Here is a 23702-nt window from a genome sequence, read left to right on the forward strand (position 1 = left end):
GTTAAACTGGAAGACTTACGCCTGTGAATTCGTTGTCATGATTTTTAGCTGTAAGGTCAGACTAGTAAAAAGAGGAGGTCAATTCTTATGTTTAAAGCATTATTCGGCGTTCTTCAAAAAATTGGGCGTGCGCTTATGCTTCCAGTTGCAATCCTTCCGGCTGCGGGTATTTTGCTTGCGATCGGGAATGCGATGCAAAATAAGGACATGATTCAGGTCCTGCATTTCTTGAGCAATGACAATGTTCAGCTCGTAGCAGGTGTTATGGAAAGCGCTGGGCAGATTGTTTTTGATAACCTTCCGCTTCTATTCGCAGTAGGTGTAGCCATCGGGCTTGCCAACGGTGATGGAGTTGCAGGGATTGCAGCAATTATCGGTTATCTGGTGATGAACGTATCCATGAGTGCGGTTCTTCTTGCAAACGGAACCATTCCTTCCGATTCAATCGAAAGAGCCAAGTTTTTCACGGAAAACCATCCTGCATATGTAAACATGCTTGGTATACCTACCTTGGCGACAGGCGTGTTCGGCGGTATTATCGTCGGTGTGTTAGCTGCATTATTATTTAACAAATTTTACACAATTGAATTGCCGCAATATCTTGGTTTCTTTGCGGGTAAACGTTTCGTTCCAATTGTTACATCAATTTCTGCACTGATTCTGGGTCTTATTATGTTAGTGATCTGGCCTCCGATCCAGCATGGATTGAATGCCTTTTCAACAGGATTAGTGGAAGCGAATCCAACCCTTGCTGCATTTATCTTCGGGGTGATTGAACGTTCGCTTATCCCATTCGGTTTGCACCACATTTTCTATTCGCCGTTCTGGTATGAATTCTTCAGCTATAAGAGTGCAGCAGGGGAAATCATCCGCGGGGATCAGCGTATCTTTATGGCGCAGATTAAAGACGGCGTACAGTTAACAGCAGGTACGTTTATGACAGGTAAATATCCATTTATGATGTTCGGTCTGCCTGCTGCGGCACTTGCGATTTATCATGAAGCAAAACCGCAAAACAAAAAACTCGTTGCAGGTATTATGGGTTCAGCGGCCTTGACATCCTTCTTAACAGGGATCACAGAGCCATTGGAATTCTCATTCCTATTCGTTGCCCCTGTCTTGTTTGCGATTCACTGTGTGTTTGCGGGACTTTCATTCATGGTCATGCAGCTGTTGAATGTTAAGATTGGTATGACATTCTCCGGCGGTTTAATTGACTACTTCCTATTCGGTATTTTACCGAACCGGACGGCATGGTGGCTTGTCATCCCTGTCGGCTTAGGACTTGCGGTCATTTACTACTTCGGATTCCGATTTGCGATCCGCAAATTTAATCTGAAAACACCGGGACGCGAGGATGCTACGGAAGAAACAGCAGCATCTGGGAAAACTGGTGAAGCAGGAGATCTTCCATACGAGATCCTGCAGGCAATGGGTGACCAGGAAAACATCAAACACCTTGATGCATGTATCACTCGTCTTCGTGTGACTGTAAACGATCAGAAAAAGGTTGATAAAGACCGTCTGAAACAGCTCGGCGCATCCGGGGTGCTGGAAGTCGGCAACAACATTCAAGCTATTTTCGGACCGCGTTCTGACGGTTTAAAAACACAAATGCAAGACATCATTGCGGGACGCAAGCCAAGACCTGAACCGACAACATCTGCTCAAGAGGAAGTAGGTCAGCAGGTTGAGGAAGTCATTGCAGAACCGCTGCAAAATGAAATCGGCGAGGAAGTTTTCGTTTCTCCGATTGCCGGGGAAATTCACCCGATTACTGATGTTCCTGACCAAGTCTTCTCAGGAAAAATGATGGGTGACGGTTTTGCAATTCTCCCTTCTGAAGGTATTGTCGTATCACCGGTTCGAGGGAAAATTCTAAATGTGTTCCCGACGAAACATGCGATCGGCCTGCAATCCGACGGCGGAAGAGAAATTTTGATCCACTTTGGTATTGATACTGTCAGCCTGAAGGGCGAAGGATTTACGTCTTTCGTATCAGAAGGAGACCGCGTTGAGCCTGGACAAAAACTTCTTGAAGTTGATCTGGACGCAGTTAAACCGAATGTACCGTCTCTTATGACACCGATTGTATTTACGAACCTTGCTGAAGGAGAAACAGTCAGCATGAAAGCAAGCGGCTCAGTCAACAGAGAGCAAGAAGACATTGTGAAAATTGAAAAATAAAGGTGTTAGTACGCTGTGCTTGTCAGATGACAAGTACGGCTGTATGATATAATATTGTGAAGTAATATAGCTTTAAGTTAAAAGGAGAATGATAAAAATGGCACAAAAAACATTTAAAGTAACTGCAGATTCTGGAATCCACGCTCGTCCTGCGACAGTTCTAGTACAAACTGCAAGCAAATACGACGCTGACGTTAATTTAGAATATAACGGCAAAACAGTTAACCTTAAATCTATCATGGGTGTTATGTCTTTAGGTATCGCTAAAGGCGCTGAGATCACAATTTCTGCTACTGGCGCTGACGAAAACGATGCTCTTAACGCTTTAGAAGAAACAATGAAAAGCGAAGGACTCGGCGAGTAATGCAAGAATTAAAAGGGATTGGTGCTTCAGCCGGCATCGCAATTGCAAAAGCGTACCGGCTTGAAGAGCCAGATTTAACGGTTGAAAAGAAAAACATCTCTGATTCTGAAGCGGAAGTAAGCCGTTTTGATGAAGCGATTGCACGTTCAAAAGAAGAGCTCGAAAAAATTAAAGAGCACGCTTTGAAAGAACTGGGTCAGGATAAAGCTGATATTTTTTCTGCTCACCTTTTAGTTCTCAGTGATCCTGAGCTTCTGAACCCTGTGAAAGAAAAAATCAGCACTGATTCAGTGAATGCTGAATTCGCTTTAAAAGAAACGTCTTCTATGTTCGTTACTATGTTTGAATCCATGGACAACGAATATATGAAAGAGCGTGCGGCAGATATCCGCGACGTAACAAAACGCGTAACCGGGCATTTGCTTGGCGTCGAAATTCCAAACCCAAGCATGATCTCAGAAGAGGTTATTATTGTAGCTGAAGACTTAACACCGTCTGATACAGCTCAATTAAACCGTGAGTTCGTAAAAGGATTCACAACTGATATCGGCGGACGCACATCTCACTCTGCCATCATGGCGCGTTCTCTTGAGATTCCTGCAGTTGTCGGTACGAAAGCGGCTACAGGCACGATCCAAAACGGCGTGACTGTTATCGTTGACGGTATCAATGGCGATGTCATTATCGATCCATCTGCGGAAACGGTAAAAGAGTATGAAGAAAAACATAATGCTTATTTGGCTCAAAAAGCTGAGTGGGCGAAGCTTGTCAATGAACCGACTGTCTCAAAAGACGGACATCATGTAGAGCTTGCAGCTAACATCGGTACTCCTGATGATGTGAAAGGCGTTCTTGAAAACGGCGGAGAAGCAGTTGGTCTGTACCGTACAGAATTCCTTTACATGGGAAGAGATCAGCTGCCTACAGAAGATGAGCAGTTTGATGCTTACAAAACGGTTCTTGAGCGTATGGAAGGAAAATCAGTTGTCGTGCGGACACTTGATATCGGCGGAGACAAAGAGCTTCCTTACCTGCAGCTTCCTAAAGAAATGAACCCGTTCTTGGGATACAGAGCGATTCGTCTTTGCCTTGAAGAGCAAGAAATCTTCAGAACACAGCTTCGCGCGCTGCTTCGTGCAAGTACATACGGAAACCTGAAAATCATGTTCCCTATGATTGCGACAGTTAACGAATTCAAAGAAGCAAAAGCGATCCTTCTTGAAGAGAAAGAAAAGCTTGTAAAAGCGGGACAGGCTGTATCTGATGATATTGAAGTCGGTATGATGGTTGAAATTCCGTCAACTGCAGTCATCGCTGATCAGTTTGCTAAAGAGGTTGATTTCTTCAGTATTGGAACAAACGATTTGATCCAATACACAATGGCAGCTGACCGTATGAATGAACGTGTATCTTACCTGTATCAGCCATACAACCCGGCAATCCTGCGCTTAATTACACTCGTAATTGAAGCGGCACACAAAGAAGGAAAATGGGTTGGCATGTGCGGAGAAATGGCAGGAGACGAGATTGCGATTCCGATCCTTCTCGGCTTAGGCTTAGATGAGTTCTCAATGAGCGCAACTTCTATCCTTCCGGCAAGAACACAAATCAGCAAATTGTCTAAACAAGAAGCTGAGTCATTCAAAGAGAAAATCTTGTCTATGAGCACGACAGAAGAAGTTGTCGCGTTCGTAAAAGAAACATTCAAGTAATGTACAGAAACCAGACGGCCTCCGGCCTGTCTGGTTTTTTTCATAAGTAAGGGCATAGAAGGGCACAATAACATGGCTAGGAGGGATAGAATGTCAAACCAATTTAACGCAGGAGATACAGTTTACGTGATCTACAGAAATCCGCACGCCGCCAATGTTGCCCACATAAAAGAAGCTGAAATTGTACATCACCCGTACCATGAAGGTGAGCTTTCGTTGTTTATTTATGAAACCTATCATCCGTTTGCTGAGGACGATGCTGTGTTTGCAAGCTATGAAGAAGCTAAATCACTCTACAAAGAACTATTTGATATCGATCCGTATGAGTAACAAGGAAATCATTACAACTCATATCCTTTCCGCCTTATGAGAAAAGTAACGTTAGTAAAGGAAAAGGATGTGGCATTATGCAGAACCCATTTGTTCCGCAGCTTGTGTATATTGAACCGAGAGCGCTGGAATATCCGCTGGCCCAAGAATTACAAGATAAATTTGAGAAAATGGGCATTGAAATCAGAGAAACAACATCCCACAATCAAGTGCGTAATATTCCTGGAAAAAATCATCTTCAGCAATATCGCAACGCGAAGTCAACGTTAGTCATCGGTGTACGGAAAACATTAAAGTTTGATTCTTCCAAACCTTCGGCTGAATATGCCATTCCGTTTGCAACAGGCTGCATGGGGCATTGCCATTACTGCTACCTGCAAACAACCATGGGATCAAAGCCGTATATCAGAACTTATGTAAATGTCGAGGAGATTTTGGATCAGGCAGATCAGTATATGAAGGAGCGCGCACCAGAATTCACAAGGTTCGAAGCCTCATGTACATCAGATATTGTGGGAATCGATCATCTGACACACACGCTGAAGCGCGCCATTGAACATTTTGGACAAAGTGATCTTGGAAAGCTCAGATTTGTTACAAAATTCCATCATGTCGATCACCTATTAGATGCAAAGCATAACGGGAAAACGAGATTCAGATTCAGTATTAATGCCGACTATGTAATTAAGAACTTTGAGCCGGGAACCTCACCTCTTGATAAACGTATAGAAGCGGCAGTAAAAGTTGCAAAAGCAGGATACCCGCTAGGCTTTATTGTTGCTCCAATTTATATTCGTGAAGGCTGGGAAGAAGGATACAGACATCTGTTTGAAAAGCTTGATGCTGCTTTGCCGCAGGATGTTAGACATGATATTACGTTTGAATTAATCCAGCACCGTTTTACAAAACCGGCCAAACGAGTGATAGAGAAGAATTATCCGAAGACGAAGCTCGAATTAGATGAAGAAAAACGTCGTTATAAATGGGGCCGTTACGGGATCGGAAAATATATTTATCAGAAAGATGAAGAGCATGTACTTCGGGAAACGCTTGAATCCTATATTGATTCTTATTTCCCTAACGCGAAAATCGAATATTTCACTTAAACGGGCTGTTGTGATGAACAGCTCGCTTTTTTATAAAAAGGATTTTTCCATTCCATCAAAACCCCGAAATTCACAGATTCTTTATCGTCTAAATAATTGCTGACAACACGAATCGGTGAACGGCCGCAATGGAGAAGAAAGGACAGCACAGGGTCTTTTTTCCTGCCCTCTATCACATCTTCAACGTATTGACCAGCGCTGATCTCGTGTGAGTATTTATGATAAAAAGGAATGCGTCCGCCGCCGAGCAGGCGTTCCAGCCGCTTGTCAACAGTCAGCTCATACATCGTATTCATCAGGCATTTTCCAATTCCAAGCTTACGATAATGAGGAGAAACAGAAATATCCACTACATATAAAGTATTTCCGCGAGGATCATGATTTTTAATAGATCCGTTGTCTGTTGCCTGCGCCCATGTGTGGTCAGGAGATTCAGGCTCAAAATGTACAATAAGGGCAGTCATAGAACCGACAATTCTGCCATTGACCAGCGCACATAAAGCGCCTTCCGGAAAGGTTTGGATATGGCTCTCAAGCTGTTCCTCTGACCATAGCAAGTCTTGGGGGAACGGAGGAGGGAAACATTCTCTTTGAAGAGAAATCAGCCCCTTTACGTCAGTCTCAGTATAGTTTCTTATGGTCAGAGACTCAAATTTTCTGCCGTTGTGCACATATATTTGTTTGAGTATGATCATCACCCTCCTTTTATTGTTTTATTATAACGAAGATTGAATTTTCAGTAAATATATTTCGTTTTTCATATAATTTATTTTTTGATTATTCATTTTTCAAACGAAAAGGCCGATATAGAAATTAGGAGGGGATTGGTTTGTTTAAAAAACTTCATATGAAGATTGCTGTTTTTGTTTCGATCATGTTAATCGTCACAGTTGTTCTTTTAATGCTGTCTTCTTATCTGACGCTAAAACCAATGATTACAGAGGATGGGAAAAATACAACTCAAAACGTGACACAGTCACTTGAACAAAATATTGAATTGCAATTAAAGAGTTATGCCATTTCGTTAACAAGATTGGCTAATGGAGAATTAGCTCATACATTTGTAACGAAACCAAGTAAAGAAGCTTCTCGGCTGTTTAATGATGACATTAAACAAATCAAAGATAACGATAATTATGTTGCGATGGCTTACATAGGCACCGCAAAAAAAGAGATGTTTACATATCCGAAAGCCGATTTTGCTGATGATTATGACCCGACATCAAGACCATGGTATAAGCTTGCAGCTGAAACTCCGGATCAAGTCGTTTGGACGGAACCCTATAAAGATGTCGTGACGGGAGACATGATTGTCACTGCATCGAAAGCGGTCCTTGACGGGCAGAAAGTGATAGGGGTTGCCAGCTACGATTTGAAACTTTCTGCTATCCAGAGCATGGTCAATAAGCAAAAGGTGCCTTACAATGGATTTGCCTTTTTAGCTGATGCAAGCGGCAATCTTTTAGCCCACCCGTCAAACCAAGGAAAAAATATATCAAAGGATCAATCATTGAAAACCATTGCATCTGAGAAAAAAGGGATACAGGATGAAAATGGAAAAATGGTTGTGTACCAAACGATTGGTGAAACGGGCTGGAAAGTCGGAACACAATTTGATACTGATAAATTAATGTGGATTTCAGATAAAATGAACCGGGCGAACCTTTGGATATCACTGATCGCGCTTGTCGCAACGATTATTCTCAGCTATTTCCTGGCCAAAACGATAACCGGCCCGATACAGCAGCTGATCGCAAAAACGAAGGCAGTTTCCGCAGGCGATTTAACAGTGCACGCGGAATCAAAATCCAAGGATGAAGTCGGTATTCTAACAAGAGACTTTAATCAGATGGTTGAGAATATGAAGGAAATGGTTGAGCAAGTGAGACTCTCTTCAGGGAAAGTATCTGATACCTCTGAGCAATTAACGGCTGTCTCTGCGGAAACAAATGAAACAAGCGGACAAATTGCAAAAGCGATTGAAGAAGTAGCCGCTGGGGCATCAGAACAGGCTTCTGAAGTCGAGACCATTAACGAAAAATCAGAAAGCCTGTCAACTAAAATCAGACAAATCGCTGAGGAGGCAGGCGGGATTAAAGAACGCTCAAAATCGTCTGAGGACGCAAGCTATAAAGGACTTGACGCGCTCGGCCAGCTGCTGATGAAGTCAAACGAAGCCAACATGGAAACAAAAAAGGTTGAAACGATGCTGCTTGATCTGGAAAATCAAACAAAGAATATTGAAGAGGTCGTTACAGCCATTTCGAATATTTCTGACCAGACCAACTTGCTTGCCTTAAATGCCAGCATTGAGGCAGCCAGAGCCGGAGAAAGCGGACGCGGCTTTGCCGTCGTAGCCGATGAAGTGCGGAAGCTTGCTGAGCAATCAGCACTTTCTACAAAGCATATCAGCGAGACTGTGAAGCTTATCCAGCTTGAGACAAAAGAGGCCTCTCACGCAATGGTTGAGGCAAGCAGAATGAATGATGAACAAAACAGTGCCATTCATGAGACTGGAGAGGTATTAAACACGATAACGGCAGAAATGCAATCACTGGTACAAGGCATTGATCACATTTACGAAGAAATTCAAAGAATGAGTGATGAACAGCTCGCAATTTCTGAAGCGATTCAAAGCATATCAGCCATATCACAGGAATCGGCCGCTGCAGCAGAGGAAGTAAACGCATCAACAGATGAACAGCTGATCACCCTTGATAAAGTCAAACACTCAACGGAAACATTAAAACATGCAAGCCAAGAGCTTATGAACACAATTGCAAAATTCACATTGTAATCCAAAAAATTCCCCCAAAACATGGTTTCTTTCGGGGGGTTTTTTTATATTAAGAGGTCTACTATATGAAGAATAGATATGGTAGTCTAGAAAATGAAGGTAAAATGATAAATTTTAACTAAAATCAAAACGAAACATCTGGGAGGAATGACCTTGAAAAAAACAATTGGTTTTATCGGTCTTGGAGTGATGGGAAAGAGCATGGCATCACATATTCTCGATGACGGCCATCCTGTATTGGTGTACACCCGGACAAAAGAAAAAGCAGACAGCATACTGCAAAAAGGCGCGGTATGGAAAGAAACGGTCAAAGATCTTTCAAAAGAAGCGGACGTTATCATTACAATGGTCGGCTATCCCAGTGATGTTGAAGAAGTGTATTTCGGAAGCAACGGAATTATTGAAAATGCAAAAGAAGGCACATATCTCATTGATATGACGACATCTAAACCTTCGCTTGCGAAGAAGATTGCTGAAGCGGCCAAAGAAAAAGCATTGTTCTCTTTAGATGCCCCTGTCTCCGGCGGAGATATCGGTGCACAAAACGGAACACTCGCGATTATGGTCGGTGGAGAAAAAGAAGCATTTGAAGCCTGCTTGCCGATTTTCTCTTTAATGGGAGAAAACATTCAGTATCAAGGACCGGCTGGAAGCGGCCAGCATACAAAGATGTGTAATCAGATTGCAATCGCAGCTGGTATGATCGGCGTTGCTGAAGCGATGGCATATGCTCAAAAATCAGGCCTGAAGCCGGAAAATGTCCTGAAAAGCATCACAACTGGCGCAGCAGGTAGCTGGTCATTGTCAAATCTTGCACCCCGTATGCTGCAAGGCAACTTTGAACCAGGTTTTTATGTAAAACATTTTATTAAAGATATGGGAATTGCGCTTGAGGAAGCGGAATTAATGGGGGAAGAGATGCCAGGCTTGTCGCTTGCAAAATCCTTATATGACAAGCTCGCTGCACAAGGCGAAGAAAACAGCGGAACACAGAGTATATATAAGCTTTGGGTAAAATAAAAAAGATTGCCTGTAACATACAGTTATTCCTTTAGGCTTTCAAGAAAACCTCGACAGCCTTTCTCATTCTCTGAGAGGGATTTATCCTTCTCTTTATTAATTCAATCGTGCTTTTACCCTTTTAAAAACTCGGACAGTTTACAATACTGTTGCAACTGATCCGCATTTATTATATTTTTGCTTTTCCAAAAAGCACCCTTCTTTCGATCATGCGCCTTTTGTTGTTGGAAAAATGAACGCCTTCCGCACACATTTTTTTCATTTGACAAAATTGAGCTAGTATTTTACAGTTACCTTAACAAAAAACGGAAGGATGAAAATAAGAACATGATTTATTAATCCTAACTTTAAGAAAGAATCAATAGCTTAACTTATACATTCAGCTTCTGAATGCTTATTTGTTTTGTTTATTGGTTGAATTTCTGAGATAGGATTATGTGTAATGTTCTTTATTTATACTGACTAAAGTGGCTTTTAAGTCAAGTCTACTTAGGTATGAACTATGCATTGCCTCCTATCTCAGAAAATGAGAATAGGAGGTTTTTTTGTAGATCTTTTTTAGGGGGGGAATTTATATGAAATTTGAACAGCAAGAAATAAATATTCTACATGATGATTCAGGTCCATATGGGATAGCAGTTTCACTCGAAGGAAAGGTATGGTTTACTCAGCATAAAGCAAACAAGATTAGTTGTATTGATAAGAAGGGACAAGTTCAAGAGTATACTGTTCCGACACCAGATGCTAGAGTCATGTGTTTAACGGTGTCTTCAAAAGGAGATATTTGGTTTACTGAAAATGGAGCTAATAAGATAGGGAAATTAACAACAAAAGGGCAATTTATAGAATATCCTTTGCCGCATCCAAATTCAGCCCCATATGGAATTACGGAAGGTCCAAACGGCGATATCTGGTTTACTGAGATGAATGGAAATCGAATAGGTAAATTGACGGCAGAGGGCAAGATCCATGAATACGAACTACCTAATCAAGAATCATACCCTTCTTTTATTACATTGGGTTCAGATCAGTCACTTTGGTTCACTGAAAACCAGAACAATGCTATTGGCAAAATAACTGAATCAGGACAGTTAACGGAATTTCCAATTTCGACACCAGCAGCAGGACCAGTAGGGATTACAAAGGGGCATGATGATGCACTTTGGTTTGTAGAAATAATGGGTAATAAGATAGGTAAGATTACAGTTTCAGGTGAAATAACTGAATATGATATCCCTACACCAAATGCACGTCCCCACGCTATCGTGGCAGGAGTGAAATCTGATTTATGGTTTACCGAGTGGGGAGCAAATCAAATCGGAAGGCTGGCAAGTGATCAAACAATTGAAGAATATACAATCAACACACCTAATGCTGAACCTCATGGAATTGGATGTGATAATGATGGAACAGTGTGGTTTGCATTAGAATGTAACAAAATAGGAAAACTACATTTAATAAAATAATGCAAAAGGGCACCCTTTGCTCCTCAGGCTGTCGAGAAAACCTCGGCAGCTTTTATTTTACCTGTAATAAAATAAAAGAAAGACTAAAAGGAAGGTGTCATACTTTGTTCCACACAAGAAACTCAGTATGAAGCCTAATTTGTTCTGGCTTGTCCAAAATCTGACCGAAATACCCATCGTTCAACCCGGCATGTATAATCGTTTGTCTGTTTCAGGGAAAATCCCTGAAAAAAAGAAAAATTGAGCGAAGCATTGCAGATTCAAAGTGTAGTGCAGATTGAGGGAAAACGCGAATAAGTTCTCCGGACAGCCGCGTGCCAAAATATGAAGAAGATTGCCATATACTTAGCCGGTATGTAGGAGCTTTTTTCTGTTTCTAGAAACAGATGAATGAGTGTATGCAAATGTAAAAAACAAAAAAGCTTGCAGAAAAAACATGGTTTTCTCTACAAGCTGAAGATTATCGTACAGGATCTTTATATATTATTTTCCGATGAATTGCTGTGTCCAGATGCTTCCAGACTCAACGTAGCCTACACCGATGTGAGTAAAGTTAGGGTTTAGAATGTTTTTTCTGTGTCCTTCACTGTTCATCCAAGCTTTTACTACTTCTTCTGGTGTCTTTTGGCCTTTAGCGATGTTTTCACCCGCTGTTTTGTAGCTGATTCCAAAAGATTTCATCATGTCAAACGGTGAGCCGTAAGTTGGGCTTTGGTGATCAAAGTAGTTCTTGTCTTTCATATCCTGAGATTTTGCACGTGCAGATTTGCTTAACGTTTCATCAATTTGAAGCGGTTTTAAGCCTTGTTTTTGTCTTTCTGCATTTGTAAGCTCAACAACTTTTTTCTCATATGCACTTACAGATGAAGGCGCAGATGTTGTTGTGTTTGTTTTTTCAGCAGCAGCAGGTGCTTTAGAAGCAGTGTTTTGTTCCGTAGCTGCTTTTTCTGTAGTTTTTTGTGCAGGTTTTGCAGTTTCTTTCTTTTGAACATCCTGAATGTTCATGTTAGATTGCTTCGCATGTTTTTTAAGAAGCTGCTTGATCTCTTTTTCGTTAGCAGCGTTTAATGTTTTGATATTTGTGTTAATATGCAGCTTTTTCACTACATCGTTAAGAGACATGTTTTGCACTGTGTTCCCCGTTTTTACCGTTACCACATGCTGGCAGGAGAGTTCTTTCGCTGATGCTTGCTGTACGCCTCCGAATGTGAATAATCCAACCGCAGCGGCAGCAGATAAAATAAATGCTTTCTTCATTAGTTCATAACCTCCTAGAGTTGTTTGTTTCTACAAAAAAATCATAACATAGCTTTTTTGTCATAAAGTATCCATGACTTTCCTTTGACAAAGAGAGATTGTCATTTTCGTAACCAATATGCGCTAAACCGCTGAGATGAAGGGAATTACCTGCATTTCATGATATTATTGTACAGTTACATTGCTTCCTTTTATTTGAATCGTTAGTTATATTTTAATGTGTTTTTATATTGACAGCTTTTTTTATCCTTTTTTGCTGTAACAACTGTTACAAAGGTGTTACAATTAATCTCAGTATATGTAAATATATTGAATGATTTGAGAGGGGTAACCAGAAGTGACTGAAATAGGACGTGAACCAAAGAAAAAAAGCAAAGGAAACAGGGCAATCAGAATGAACCTTTTTTTCCTTGCTGTCTTTGTTCTATTCACTGCATTAATCTTTAAGCTTGGCGTTGTTCAAATTGTTGAAGGCGAACAGCATGAAGAAGACGCTGAGAAAGCAAATGCAAAAACAGCGTACTATCCGGCGCCTCGAGGGAAGATGTACGATAGAAACCAGAAAGTGGCTGTCGATAACCAGAGCGTGCCTGAAATTGTGTATGTTTCAACATCGAGCACAAAAACAGAAGACAAAATCAAAACAGCGAAGCGGCTTGCTGCTTTCATTCATATTGATACCGAATTTTTGAAGGAAAGAGATTTGCGTGATTATTGGATTGCATCTCATCCGAAAAAAGCTGCCGCTCTGCTTAAGGAATCTGAAAGCAATCTAAAAGGGGCCCAGGCTTACAAGCTTCAAATTGAACGTGTTCCGGATCAAGAATTGAAGGCGATTCAGCGAGACGACGAAGAAATGGAAATTGCTGCGATATATACAAGGTTTTCAAGCGGAAATGCTTACGAACCTCAAATCGTAAAGGCGATGAATCCAAATGAAAGCAACAGCAATGGAAAAAACGGAACGCTGCTTGATGAGAAGAAAAGCTCCACGCAACGGCCAAAAAATGACTTAACATATGATGAAATTTCGATCGTATCTGAGCATTTAGAAGAGCTTCCGGGAATCGACATCGTAAACGATTGGACAAGAAAATATCCTTATGACAAAACCCTTTATTCCGTTTTTGGCGGTGTCACGACACCTGATCAAGGCCTGCTGAGCGACCGTAAAGATTTCTACTTAACAAGAGGCTATGCGAATAATGACAGGGTGGGGAAAAGTTATATAGAGTATCAATATGAAGACTACTTAAATTCGCATAAAGAAAAAGTGCAATACGTAGAAGACAATAAAGGTAATGTCGTCAGCCAAAAAACGATTGATAAAGGCAGCAGGGGATACGATCTTCAGATTTCTTTCGACATGGAGCTTCAGGCAGAAGTAGAAAAGATCATTGAAGAAGAAGTGAGAAACAGCCGTGCACGCGGAAACTATATGCTTGACAGAGCCTTTGCCGTGATGATGGACCCGAATAACGGCGATATTTTGTCGATGGCAGGAAAAAAGATAGATTTGGGAACAAACAAAATTCAAGATTATGCGATAGGTGCTTTTACAACACAATACGAAATGGGATCCGCAGTAAAGGGTGCCACCGTACTTGCCGGCTATCAGGACGGGATTCCGCATTATAAATATTTTGTTGATACACCTTTGTATTTTGCAGGTAATAACAAACCAAAGAAATCCTATATGAACATGGGAACCATCAATGAATTAACCGCTTTGCAAAAAAGTTCAAACGTATATATGTTTAATGTCGCCATGCACATTGCCGGTGTAACATACAAGCCGCATGGACCTCTTCCTGCTGATCAGAAGGATTTAAATAAAATGAGAAATTACTACAGCCAATTTGGCTTGGGCGTAAAGACAGGTATTGATCTGCCGCAGGAATCAGCCGGCATGCAAACCACACCTGAAACTGTAGGGGGATTAATTTTAGACTTGGCAATCGGTCAATACGATACATACACACCACTTCAAATGGCCCAGTACATCTCAGTAATCGCCAATGGAGGCTATCGTGTTCAGCCTAGAATCGTCACAAGTATTCATGAGCCAGGCAAAAAAGACCAGCTTGGCAAGGCGATTGAACATAGAAAAGCTAAAGTACTAAATAAGATCAACAATTCAGAGAGTGATTTGAGGCAAGTGCAAACAGGTATGAAATTAGTCACTTCTTCAGGGACAGCTAAAAATACGTTTACAGAAGACGTATCAGGGAAAACGGGAACAGCCGAAACATTTTACTACGGCACGAACCGTAATTGGTGGGGAAATAGCACGTATAATCTGACATTTGTCGGCTATTATCCGTCTAAAAATCCAAAAGTGGCATTTAGTGTCGTTGTACCTTCTGTAGCGAACGACCACGATCCGATCAACAAACTTATTGCCAAAAGAGCTATTCACGCTTATGCAGAGCTCGAAAAGAAACACAGTAAAAAATAAAAAACAGGGTGCTCAACTGAAGGGTTGTGTGCCCTTTCTTTTATTCAAAAATTGACGTTCACCATAAGAATAGAAGGAGAATACTCATTTTCTAGCGAATCATACTAGGTAAAAGTCAATCTGTATATATCGAAACACGATGATCATGCAAAGGAGGGATTCTGTGGAACAGGATACGCAGCATGTTAAACCATTTCAAACAAAAACCGATATTCATGCAGTCTTGGCCTCTAATGGACGCATCATTTATATATCTGCCAACTCCAAACTGCACTTAGGCTATCTCCAAGGAGAGATGATCGGATCATTCCTCAAAACGTTTCTGCATGAGGAAGACCAATTTTTAGTTGAAAGCTATTTTTATAATGAACACCATCTGATGCCGTGCACCTTTCGTTTTATTAAAAAAGACCATACGATTGTGTGGGTGGAGGCTGCGGTAGAAATCGTTACGACAAGAGCTGAGCGGACAGAACGGGAAATCATTTTGAAAATGAAGGTTCTTGAAGAAGAAACAGGCCATCAATCCCTAAACTGCGAAAAACATGAAATCGAGCCTGCAAGCCCGGAATCGACTACATATATAACGGATGATTACGAACGGTTAGTTGAAAATCTCCCGAGTCCGCTATGCATCAGTGTCAAAGGCAAGATCGTCTATGTAAACAACGCTATGCTTTCAATGCTGGGTGCAAAAAGCAAGAATGCTATTATTGGCAAATGGTCCTATGAATTTATTGAAGAAGAATATCATGATATCGTGAAAAACAGGATTATACGAATGCAAAAAGGAATGGAAGTCGGAATGATTGAACAGACGTGGAAAAGGCTTGATGGCACACCTGTTCATTTAGAAGTGAAAGCGTCCCCGACCGTCTACAAAAACCAGCAGGCTGAGCTGCTGCTGCTGATCGATATCTCTTCAAGGAAAAAATTCCAAACTATCCTGCAAAAAAGCCGTGAACGATATCAGCTGCTGATTCAAAATTCAATCGATACCATTGCGGTGATTCATAATGGAAAATGGGTGTTTATGAATGAGTCAGGAATTTCCCTGTTTGAAGCGGCTACCTATGAGGATTTAATTGGCAAAAACATATATGATCAGCTGCATCCTTGTGATCACGAGGATGTAAAAGAAAGAATCCAAAATATCGCCGAGCAAAAAACAGAATCAGAAATTGTCAAGCAATCATGGTTCACCTTCCAGAACAGGGTCATCTATACGGAGATGGTCTGCATTCCGACGACCTTTTTTGGTGAAGCAGCTGTCCAAGTCATTCTTCGGGACATTTCTGAAAGAAAACAAACAGAAGAATTGATGCTGAAATCAGAAAAATTATCAATCGCAGGGCAGCTCGCGGCGGGAATCGCCCATGAGATCCGCAACCCGTTGACAGCGATCAAAGGATTTTTACAGCTGATGAAGCCGACGATGGAAGGAAATGAACATTACTTTGATATTGTGTTTTCTGAACTCAGCCGCATCGAATTAATACTCAGTGAGCTGCTTATGCTGGCGAAACCCCAGCAAAATGCCGTTAAAGAATATTTGAATTTGAAAAAATTAATTGGTGAGGTTTCAGCCCTGTTAGAAACGCAGGCAAATTTAAATGGCATTTTTATCAGAACCAGCTATGAAAATGACAGCATTTATATAAACGGAGATCAAAACCAATTAAAGCAGGTATTCATTAATTTAATTAAAAATGCAGTTGAATCAATGCCTGACGGGGGAACAGTTGACATTATCATAACTGAGGATGAGCATTCTGTTCATGTCACTGTCAAAGATGAAGGGGAAGGCATACCTGAAAAGGTGCTGAACCGGATTGGAGAACCATTTTTAACGACAAAAGAAAAAGGCACGGGGCTTGGACTGATGGTGACATTTAATATTATCGAAAATCATCAGGGAGTCATCCATGTAGACAGCCAGCCGGAAAAAGGCACAGCGTTTAAAATTTCATTTCCAAAAAAATAAAACAACGGCTTAAATGCCGTTGTTTATCGTCTGCATTGATTCACGTTTTTTTAATACAAATAATTCTAAGCGATCCAGGCCTTCTCTTAGCGTGTCCAGCGAGTATGCAAAAGACAGCCTCACATATCCTTCACCATACTTTGAGAACGAGCTGCCCGGCACGAGTGCCACGCCAGAATCCTCCAAAAGAGCCATACTAAAATCAAATGAAGACATTCCAAATGATTTAATAGAAGGGAAGATATAAAACGCGCCAGACGGTTTTACAACATCAAGCCCCATAGAAACAAGACGGTCATACACATAGTCCAGACGTTTTTTGTATTGTTCCCTCATAATCAGCGCGTCGTCAAAGCCGTTTGTCACAGCTTCAAGCGCGGCTTTTTGAGAAATGGATGACGCGCACGACACATTATACTGATGAACTTTTAAAATGTGCTTTGCTATGTCTTTCGGTGCGAATAAAAATCCAATTCTCCAACCGGTCATGCTGTGTGATTTTGACAAGCCGTTAATGACAATCGTTTGATCCCGCAAATGGGTTGCGATTGAGTAATGCGGTCTGTCATATGTTAATTCACTGTATATTTCATCAGACAGTACGAAGACATTTCTGCCTTTTAAAAGGGCTGCGATGCTTTTCAGTTCTTCTTCAGATAAAGTCACGCCGGTAGGATTTGACGGATAAGGAAGCACGACACACTTGGTGTTAGGAGTCAGAGCATCTTCAATCAGACGGGCAGTTAGCTTAAAGCCGTGTGACGTAGTATCAACAATGACAGGCTTGGCGCCGCACAAATTGATAATAGGCTCATAGCCTGGATAAATCGGGCCTGGCATAATTACTTCATCACCAGGGGATAAAATCGTCCGGAATGCAGCATCAATGGCTTGGCTTGCGCCCGTTGTAATGATGATTTCAGATTCAGCATCATAGTTGAAATCCGCTTTTTTCTTCATATAAAGCTGCACAGCTTGTCTCAGCTCCAGGTAGCCGGCGTTCGGAGTATATGACGTCACGTTTTCATCAATGGCTTTTTTTGCGGCAGCTTTCACGTGATGCGGCGTGAAAAAATCAGGCTGGCCGATTGTAAGTGAAATTACGTCTTCATGTTGAGCTACAAGATTTGAGAATTTGCGTATTCCTGAAATTTCAATCTCTCTTGCTTTCGGATTCAGCAAATGTTCCATAATTCATCACCTTAACAAATATAATGAGTTTATCCTATTTTACCACTAGCTGATCATTTGTCACCTTTTTAGCAGATATATTTCGATTGTATGCGCCCTTTTTCTAAACATACCTTTCGTTCAGAAAAAAAGAAGACAACCAGCGATTTGATTGTCTTTATTGTATCATGTTCTATTATTGTTTATATGTGCCAATTTCATTAATAACCATAATCAAAATGAAGGTCTTCGTGCCAAATCATATACGGGGGATGTCCTTGTTGAAGGTCAGCTGATTCTTTCTTCATATGCAGGTAAGTCTCTTCGCTGATATCTTCTAAAACAGTCATTTCATTATCTTTAAATATTACTAAGGTACCCATTATTTACACCCTTCTTTGGAAAAATCCTTGACTATTTTATCATTGTTAGTTGGAAAGTCAATGGGTATTAGGAAAAAAGTTTCTTTTTTAAAGAGTCGCGGCATGACGCTTTCATAATCCGATTTTGAAGAGCTGTGCCATTCACTTTTTACAATTTACGCCGATATATACAGTACAATACTGAATGTGAATAGCGAGGGATTTAAGTGTCGTTACAACAATACGAAATTTTATTGGATTCTGGTACAAATGAATTAGAAATTGTGAAGTTTGGCGTGGGTGATAATGCTTTCGGGATTAACGTCATGAAGGTAAGGGAGATAATTCAGCCAGTCGAGGTGACATCAGTACCTCACTCCCATCAGCATGTAGAAGGAATGATTAAGCTCAGAGGAGAAATTCTCCCTGTGATCAGCCTCTTCTCATTTTTTGGAGTTGAGCCTGATGGATCAAAAGACGAGAAATATATCGTGACTGAATTTAATAAACGGAAAATTGTTTTCCATGTCGGCTCTGTTTCTCAAATTCACAGAGTATCCTGGGAAGCAATTGAAAAGCCAACATCGTTAAATCAAGGAATGGAGCGGCACCTTACCGGAATTATTAAGCTCGAAGACGTGATGATCTTTTTGCCTGACTACGAAAAAATTATTTATGACATTGAATCAGACTCAGGTGTTGATACGTACAATATGCATACCGAGGGCTTCGATGAAAGAAGAGCTGATAAAAAGCTTATCATTGTAGAGGACTCACCGCTCTTGATGCGCCTCTTGCAGGATGAGTTAAAAGAAGCAGGGTACAACAATGTTTCTTCATTCGAAAACGGAAAAGAGGCATATGAATACATTATGAACCTTGCTGAAAACGAAACTGATTTATCAGAACAGATTGACATGATCATCACTGATATTGAAATGCCAAAAATGGACGGACACAGGCTCACAAAGCTGCTGAAGGAAAATCCGAAAAGCTCAGACGTTCCGGTTATGATTTTCTCATCATTAATTACGGATGATTTGCGTCACCGCGGAGAAGTCGTTGGCGCAGATGAGCAAATCAGCAAGCCTGAGATCAGTGACTTGATTAAAAAAGTGGATACGTATGTCATCGAATAATTAAGAACAGCCGTGCCTGAGTGGCACGGCTGTTTTTATTTTAAAAGTAACTCTCGCCAAGCTTTTTAAAAACAGGTTTATGATAAGCTGGCTGCTGGCGATTTGGCACAAGCGGTTTTTCTTTCATGCCGACATAGTCTTGCAACAGGTGTTTCGCTTTTGTTAAAGACATTTGAGCTTTAGGATTTCGGTACGATTGATTAAGTGTACCTAAATGCGGAAGATGTTCGAAGTCTTCTTTAGTTGGAGGCATGTGAAAATAGTAGTCTCCGATTGAGATAAGCACGTCCGATTGCTGTTGGCTGAACCTTGGATTTTTTGAAAAATGAAGCCCTATTTTCTTTCCTTTACCTTCTTTAACAAGCTTTTGCAAAGCCCGTTTTTTCAGCAGATATAGGTATTTAGGGTTGGGGGCGGTTTTTGCATGGCGGTTCACAGTGTAAACTGCTTTTGAAAGATTTTCTACGGTTGGCTGCAGATCTTTCGTATATGCATGGTCGTCCATTATTTCTCTCCTTTGCTCTTATCAAATTCTATATGATTAGATTATACTTTTTTAAAGTTGAAATGCAAATATTGAATGTAAAAATGCGCTTTTTTCTTAGAAAAAAAGCGCATTTTTTAACGTATATTATACAGATCTTGCTTTCTTCTTCGGCTGCTCTTGAAATGCTTCCTGAACATTCACTTCCGCAGCCTGCGCACTGTATTTTGGCAATGCAACAAAATAAAAAATAAAAACAAGCAGGATGATAACGCCCATGCCGTAATAAAGATAATCAATGTTTGAAACGAACTTAGGGAATAACAGCGCAACTAAGCCGAGTGTCAAAGACTGTGCAAACATCATAAAAGGGTCCTGCAGGCCGCTTACACGTCCCATCAGCCTTGGATGAACAATCTTTGGCATCCATCCTCCGATTGCAATGTTGATCGGTCCAATGCACATTCCCAGGGCAAAAGCTGCCGCATAGTACACCCATAAAACATTCGTGTAGCCAAGAACGAAAATCAGCAAGCCTGCAATGAAAATCGGTATCGACATTAAAAAGTGCGGCTTCACTTTTTTAGAGATGATCGTGCCGATTACACTTCCCGCCAGCAGCCCAAACCCGAGTGCGATCGTAAATACAGATGTGTGCCACTCATAACGGTCAGGCGCCAATCCGTATTTCATTGTAAACATTGGTAATACGGCGAATCCTCCGTTGACAAATCCAAAAATGAAGAAACCGAAAATAAGAGATGCCAGCAGTTTGTTTTTTGAAATATAGAGAATGCCTTCCCTAAAATCATTTATTGAATCTTTAACAGAAGCTTTTCTCCAGCTGAATGCACCGTTTGGCTGTCGGGCTTCTTTCGGGATCCGGCAGCTGCGGATCAGCAGCCCGGAAATGATAAAGCTGACAAAATCAAGAATAATGGCGCCTTCAATACCGATTGTGTTGTACATAACAGCGCCTATTCCAACTCCGAACACCATAAAAATACTAAAAAGCATCTGGTTAAGCCCTGCCGCTTTCGCATAATGCTCCTTCGGCAGGATGGCTTGTACCAAACTGTTTTCTGCCGGAAAGAAAAATTTCGTTACAGCGCTTCTGATAAATAAAATACAGAAAACAAGAGGAATATTGCCGGTAAATAAAGTGAAAAAAAGAACGACAGTCAGGCCGGCTCTGATCCAATCACAGTTTTCTGCTACCTTTTTTCTGTCAAACCGGTCCGCGACTACTCCTACGATCAGAAATACAAATACAGTCGGAAGAGAATACATCAGCTCCGCCAAGGTCGTATATGAAGGCTGGCTGCTGAAGCGGTCCAGCAAGAAAAAAGCGAATGCCATGTTGCCTACTGTCGTACCCATTTGAGAAGCGAGTGCTGCGAAAAATAGACGAACAAAGTTACGATTTTTAAATATATCCATAAAAACGCTCCTTACCCTAAAGGTCCCACTTTATCATATTATAAACCGCCTGTTTTTGAAACAAATAAGAAAACATTACCGGTTAATGGTGACTCTTGTTCCGTTTGGCACAATTGAAGCGAGTTCGATCACGTCTTTGTTATGCATGCGAATGCAGCCTTTAGAAACAGCCTTGCCAATCGAAGCGGGATTATTCGTCCCGTGTATTCCGTAGTGCTGTTTTGAAAGGCTTAGCCAATAAGCGCCAAATGGGCCGCCGGGCTTGCGCTGGCGGTTAATAATGTAAAACTCGCCAGTAGGCGTTTGCGTTAGTATTTTACCAACAGCGATGGGATAGGTTTTCATGATTTGATTATTCTGGAACAGCGTAAGGGTCTTCGCTCCGATTGAGACTGCAATATGATACGGAATCGTATTTGGGTCCGGCAGGCCTGGTATGACAATGGACTGTCCCGCAGTGATCCCTGCCTGCAGTGACGGATTAGCCTGTATTAATGCAGCGGTGCTGATTCTGAAATCAGCCGCGATGCTGCTCAGTGTATCACCTTGCTTCACCTGGTACGTAAGCAGTTTCCTCATCCTCCTTTTTTACTTATAAGTATTGATGAGGAGTCCATCCTGCTACATTAATTTATGCTTTTTAAGGTAAAGACAGTGATTTCAGGTTTGGCTAGAAACCGCAAAGGCAGTCTGGTCATCCCAAGGCCGCGGTTTACGTAAATATGAGTGCTGCCTGTTTGATACATTCCTTCTGTGTAGACCTTTCCATATGGGGGCGTAATAATCGGTCCGTAAAAAGGCAGCTGAATCTGGCCGCCGTGTGTATGGCCGGAAAGCTGAATATTCACCGGATATCCTGTTGTTTTCAGGGCTGCATCAGGTTCATGGACGAGCAGAATGGAAAATAGTCTGTCACTTAGCTTTGATAGGATGCCTTCATAATCTGGGTTTCCGAGCATTAAGTCATCAAGCGATGCAATCTCGATTTCGCTGCCATCTGCAAGCGACAATGTTTGATAGCCATTGCGGTATACCGTAAAACCGCCGGCCGTCATCAGGCTTTTGTAAACGGAAGTTCCATAGCCTCCATGATCATGATTGCCGTAAATACAAATTTTTCCAAATGGCGCATGTAGTTTTTTCAATAATGGAATGACGGCCTGGTGTTGCTGGTACGTATCAGGATTATCGATGATATCACCTGTAAAAACAATGAGATCAGGTTTAGATTCATGAATTGTCAAGATGACAGTTTTTAAATCTTCAAGAGTAAAATAATCACTCAAGTGTGTATCACTGAACTGCACGATTTTAAATCCGTCAAATCCGTGCGGGATAAGAGAGCTTTTTATTGTGTGTTCGGTTGTCTCGATCATATGCGGCTCCAGATATCTGGCATAGCTGTATCCTCCGCCGGCAGTTAAAGCCCCGGCAGCAAGAGCACCGAACATTCCTTTCAAAAATTGCCTTCTGGATATCTTTTTCATTTCAAACCAACCTTTAATAGAGTTTTTCTATTATAGCATCTGTATCTTGAAAAAATCTCATGTCAGCATGTACTGACAGAGGCAGGCATATAATGATAGAATAATATTGAATGAATACTCATTCATAATAGGAGGGAGAAACATGGAAAAAAAAGCAGTTATCATTACCGGCGGGTCAAGCGGCATGGGAAAGGCGATGGCAAAAAAACAGGCTGAATTAGGCTGGTATGTCATGGTGACAGGACGGAACCAGGAAGCACTTGAGGATACAAAAAGAGAAATTGAGACCTTTGAGGGGCAAGTCGCCTGTTTTCAAATGGATGTCCGTTCTGATTCCGAAGCTTCAAACATGATTACAGAAGCAATAAAAGCCTTTGGACGGCTTGATGCGCTGATTAACAATGCAGCCGGAAATTTTATTTGTCCGGCAGAAAAGCTAACGCCCAATGGATGGAAAGCCGTTATTGAGATTGTTTTAAACGGTACATTTTTTTGCAGCCAAGCCGCGGCAAGGCATTGGATCGAGCAGCAGCAGAAGGGCGTCATTTTAAATATGGCCGCCACATACGCTTGGGGAGCGGGAGCGGGGGTCGTTCATTCCGCTGCAGCCAAAGCAGGGGTATTGTCACTGACAAGGACGCTGGCCGTGGAGTGGGGAAGCCAATACGGCATCCGCACAAACGCGATTGCACCTGGACCAATTGAGCGAACAGGCGGTGCGGAGAAGCTATTTGAATCGGAAAAAGCGATGGCCCGCACAATGAACAGTGTCCCGCTCGGCAGGCTGGGCACACCGGAGGAAATCGCCGCTTTGGCCGCGTTTATACTTTCAGATGAAGCATCCTATATGAATGGGGAGTGTGTCACAATGGACGGTGGGCAATGGCTGAATCCCTATCCGTTTTAAAGCATATTAATCTATGGATTCAATGTGGTATA

20 protein-coding genes and 1 pseudogene are annotated in these 23702 nt (G+C 41.5%); 13 read left to right on the top strand and 8 right to left on the bottom strand.

Annotation, left to right across the window (positions count from 1 at the left end):
• Nucleotides 1-87 precede the first annotated feature (87 nt).
• The 5 genes from ptsG to splB all read left to right on the top strand — a co-directional run bounded on the left by ptsG (nt 88) and on the right by splB (nt 5699).
• Entirely contained in the window at nt 88-2187 is a 2100-nt protein-coding gene (ptsG, locus tag AC4CV5_RS08080; protein WP_166853320.1) for a PTS glucose transporter subunit IIABC, read from the top strand.
• 97 nt (nt 2188-2284) lie between these two features.
• Nucleotides 2285-2551 carry a phosphocarrier protein HPr gene (locus AC4CV5_RS08085; protein ID WP_003218637.1) on the top strand — a complete coding sequence of 89 codons (267 nt, stop codon included), beginning with the start codon at nt 2285-2287 and terminating at the stop codon, nt 2549-2551.
• On the top strand, nt 2551-4263 hold the full coding sequence (gene ptsP / locus AC4CV5_RS08090; protein WP_003218638.1) for a phosphoenolpyruvate--protein phosphotransferase: 1713 nt from the start codon (nt 2551-2553) through the stop codon (nt 4261-4263). Before AC4CV5_RS08085 ends, ptsP begins: the two co-directional genes overlap by 1 nt.
• Nucleotides 4264-4353: 90 nt before the next feature.
• Nucleotides 4354-4593, top strand: a complete 240-nt coding sequence (gene splA, locus AC4CV5_RS08095; RefSeq protein ID WP_003218644.1) for a splAB operon transcriptional regulator SplA — start codon at nt 4354-4356, stop codon at nt 4591-4593.
• 77 nt (nt 4594-4670) lie between these two features.
• Nucleotides 4671-5699, top strand: a complete 1029-nt coding sequence (gene splB / locus AC4CV5_RS08100; RefSeq protein ID WP_490922432.1) for a spore photoproduct lyase — start codon at nt 4671-4673, stop codon at nt 5697-5699.
• Here splB and AC4CV5_RS08105 read toward each other — a convergent pair.
• Complete coding sequence (locus tag AC4CV5_RS08105; protein ID WP_490922434.1) at nt 5696-6394, bottom strand: GNAT family N-acetyltransferase; 699 nt, start codon at nt 6392-6394, stop codon at nt 5696-5698. The genes splB and AC4CV5_RS08105 overlap by 4 nt on opposite strands.
• A 134-nt stretch (nt 6395-6528) precedes the next feature.
• Here AC4CV5_RS08105 and mcpC point away from each other — a divergent pair, with 134 nt between their 5' ends.
• The 4 genes and pseudogenes from mcpC to AC4CV5_RS08125 all read left to right on the top strand — a co-directional run.
• Nucleotides 6529-8496, top strand: coding sequence for a methyl-accepting chemotaxis protein McpC (gene mcpC, locus AC4CV5_RS08110; protein WP_490922436.1), 1968 nt, complete (start codon nt 6529-6531; stop codon nt 8494-8496).
• Nucleotides 8497-8649: 153 nt separating this feature from the next.
• The gene (locus AC4CV5_RS08115; protein ID WP_222142734.1) at nt 8650-9516 is read left to right on the top strand and encodes an NAD(P)-dependent oxidoreductase; all 867 of its coding nucleotides are present in this window, start codon (nt 8650-8652) and stop codon (nt 9514-9516) included.
• Nucleotides 9517-10091: 575 nt separating this feature from the next.
• Entirely contained in the window at nt 10092-10982 is an 891-nt protein-coding gene (locus tag AC4CV5_RS08120; RefSeq protein ID WP_222142735.1) for a Vgb family protein, read from the top strand.
• 196 nt (nt 10983-11178) lie between these two features.
• Nucleotides 11179-11342, top strand: a pseudogene (locus tag AC4CV5_RS08125) (IS5/IS1182 family transposase); the annotation flags it as partial.
• Between the two features lie 123 nt (nt 11343-11465).
• Here the strand turns inward: AC4CV5_RS08125 and AC4CV5_RS08130 are convergent.
• On the bottom strand, nt 11466-12239 hold the full coding sequence (locus AC4CV5_RS08130) for a CAP domain-containing protein (RefSeq protein ID WP_490922437.1): 774 nt from the start codon (nt 12237-12239) through the stop codon (nt 11466-11468).
• Nucleotides 12240-12576: 337 nt separating this feature from the next.
• Between AC4CV5_RS08130 and AC4CV5_RS08135 the strand changes: the two genes are divergently transcribed.
• Both AC4CV5_RS08135 and kinA read left to right on the top strand, forming a co-directional pair.
• Complete coding sequence (locus tag AC4CV5_RS08135) at nt 12577-14697, top strand: peptidoglycan D,D-transpeptidase FtsI family protein (protein WP_490922438.1); 2121 nt, start codon at nt 12577-12579, stop codon at nt 14695-14697.
• Between the two features lie 163 nt (nt 14698-14860).
• A complete protein-coding gene (gene kinA / locus AC4CV5_RS08140) occupies nt 14861-16681 on the top strand; it encodes a sporulation histidine kinase KinA (protein WP_166853303.1) in 1821 nt (606 codons plus the stop codon).
• Between the two features lie 9 nt (nt 16682-16690).
• On the opposite strand, the gene AC4CV5_RS08145 is transcribed toward kinA, so the two are convergent.
• Nucleotides 16691-17872: an aminotransferase A gene (locus tag AC4CV5_RS08145; RefSeq protein WP_222142738.1), complete on the bottom strand. Its 1182-nt coding sequence runs from the start codon at nt 17870-17872 to the stop codon at nt 16691-16693.
• A gap of 200 nt (nt 17873-18072) precedes the next feature.
• Nucleotides 18073-18234, bottom strand: coding sequence for a hypothetical protein (locus AC4CV5_RS08150; protein ID WP_019714221.1), 162 nt, complete (start codon nt 18232-18234; stop codon nt 18073-18075).
• A gap of 206 nt (nt 18235-18440) precedes the next feature.
• On the opposite strand from AC4CV5_RS08150, the gene cheV reads away from it, so the two are divergent.
• Nucleotides 18441-19352: a chemotaxis protein CheV gene (cheV, locus tag AC4CV5_RS08155; RefSeq protein ID WP_019714222.1), complete on the top strand. Its 912-nt coding sequence runs from the start codon at nt 18441-18443 to the stop codon at nt 19350-19352.
• A 40-nt stretch (nt 19353-19392) separates the two neighbouring features.
• Here the strand turns inward: cheV and AC4CV5_RS08160 are convergent, their stop codons facing one another.
• The 4 genes from AC4CV5_RS08160 to AC4CV5_RS08175 form a co-directional block, all read right to left on the bottom strand.
• Nucleotides 19393-19857 carry a YkyB family protein gene (locus AC4CV5_RS08160; RefSeq protein ID WP_019714223.1) on the bottom strand — a complete coding sequence of 155 codons (465 nt, stop codon included), beginning with the start codon at nt 19855-19857 and terminating at the stop codon, nt 19393-19395.
• A 126-nt stretch (nt 19858-19983) separates the two neighbouring features.
• Nucleotides 19984-21276, bottom strand: a complete 1293-nt coding sequence (locus tag AC4CV5_RS08165; protein WP_019714224.1) for an MFS transporter — start codon at nt 21274-21276, stop codon at nt 19984-19986.
• 75 nt (nt 21277-21351) lie between these two features.
• Complete coding sequence (locus AC4CV5_RS08170) at nt 21352-21846, bottom strand: L,D-transpeptidase family protein (protein WP_080010306.1); 495 nt, start codon at nt 21844-21846, stop codon at nt 21352-21354.
• Between the two features lie 56 nt (nt 21847-21902).
• The gene (locus tag AC4CV5_RS08175; RefSeq protein ID WP_490922440.1) at nt 21903-22763 is read right to left on the bottom strand and encodes a metallophosphoesterase; all 861 of its coding nucleotides are present in this window, start codon (nt 22761-22763) and stop codon (nt 21903-21905) included.
• Between the two features lie 142 nt (nt 22764-22905).
• On the opposite strand from AC4CV5_RS08175, the gene fadH reads away from it, so the two are divergent.
• Nucleotides 22906-23670 (top strand): 2,4-dienoyl-CoA reductase, encoded by a 765-nt coding sequence (gene fadH / locus AC4CV5_RS08180; protein WP_222142739.1) that lies wholly within the window; start codon nt 22906-22908, stop codon nt 23668-23670.
• Nucleotides 23671-23702: the final 32 nt, after the last annotated feature.

The sequence above is a fragment of the Bacillus sp. NS1 genome (assembly GCF_058248265.1).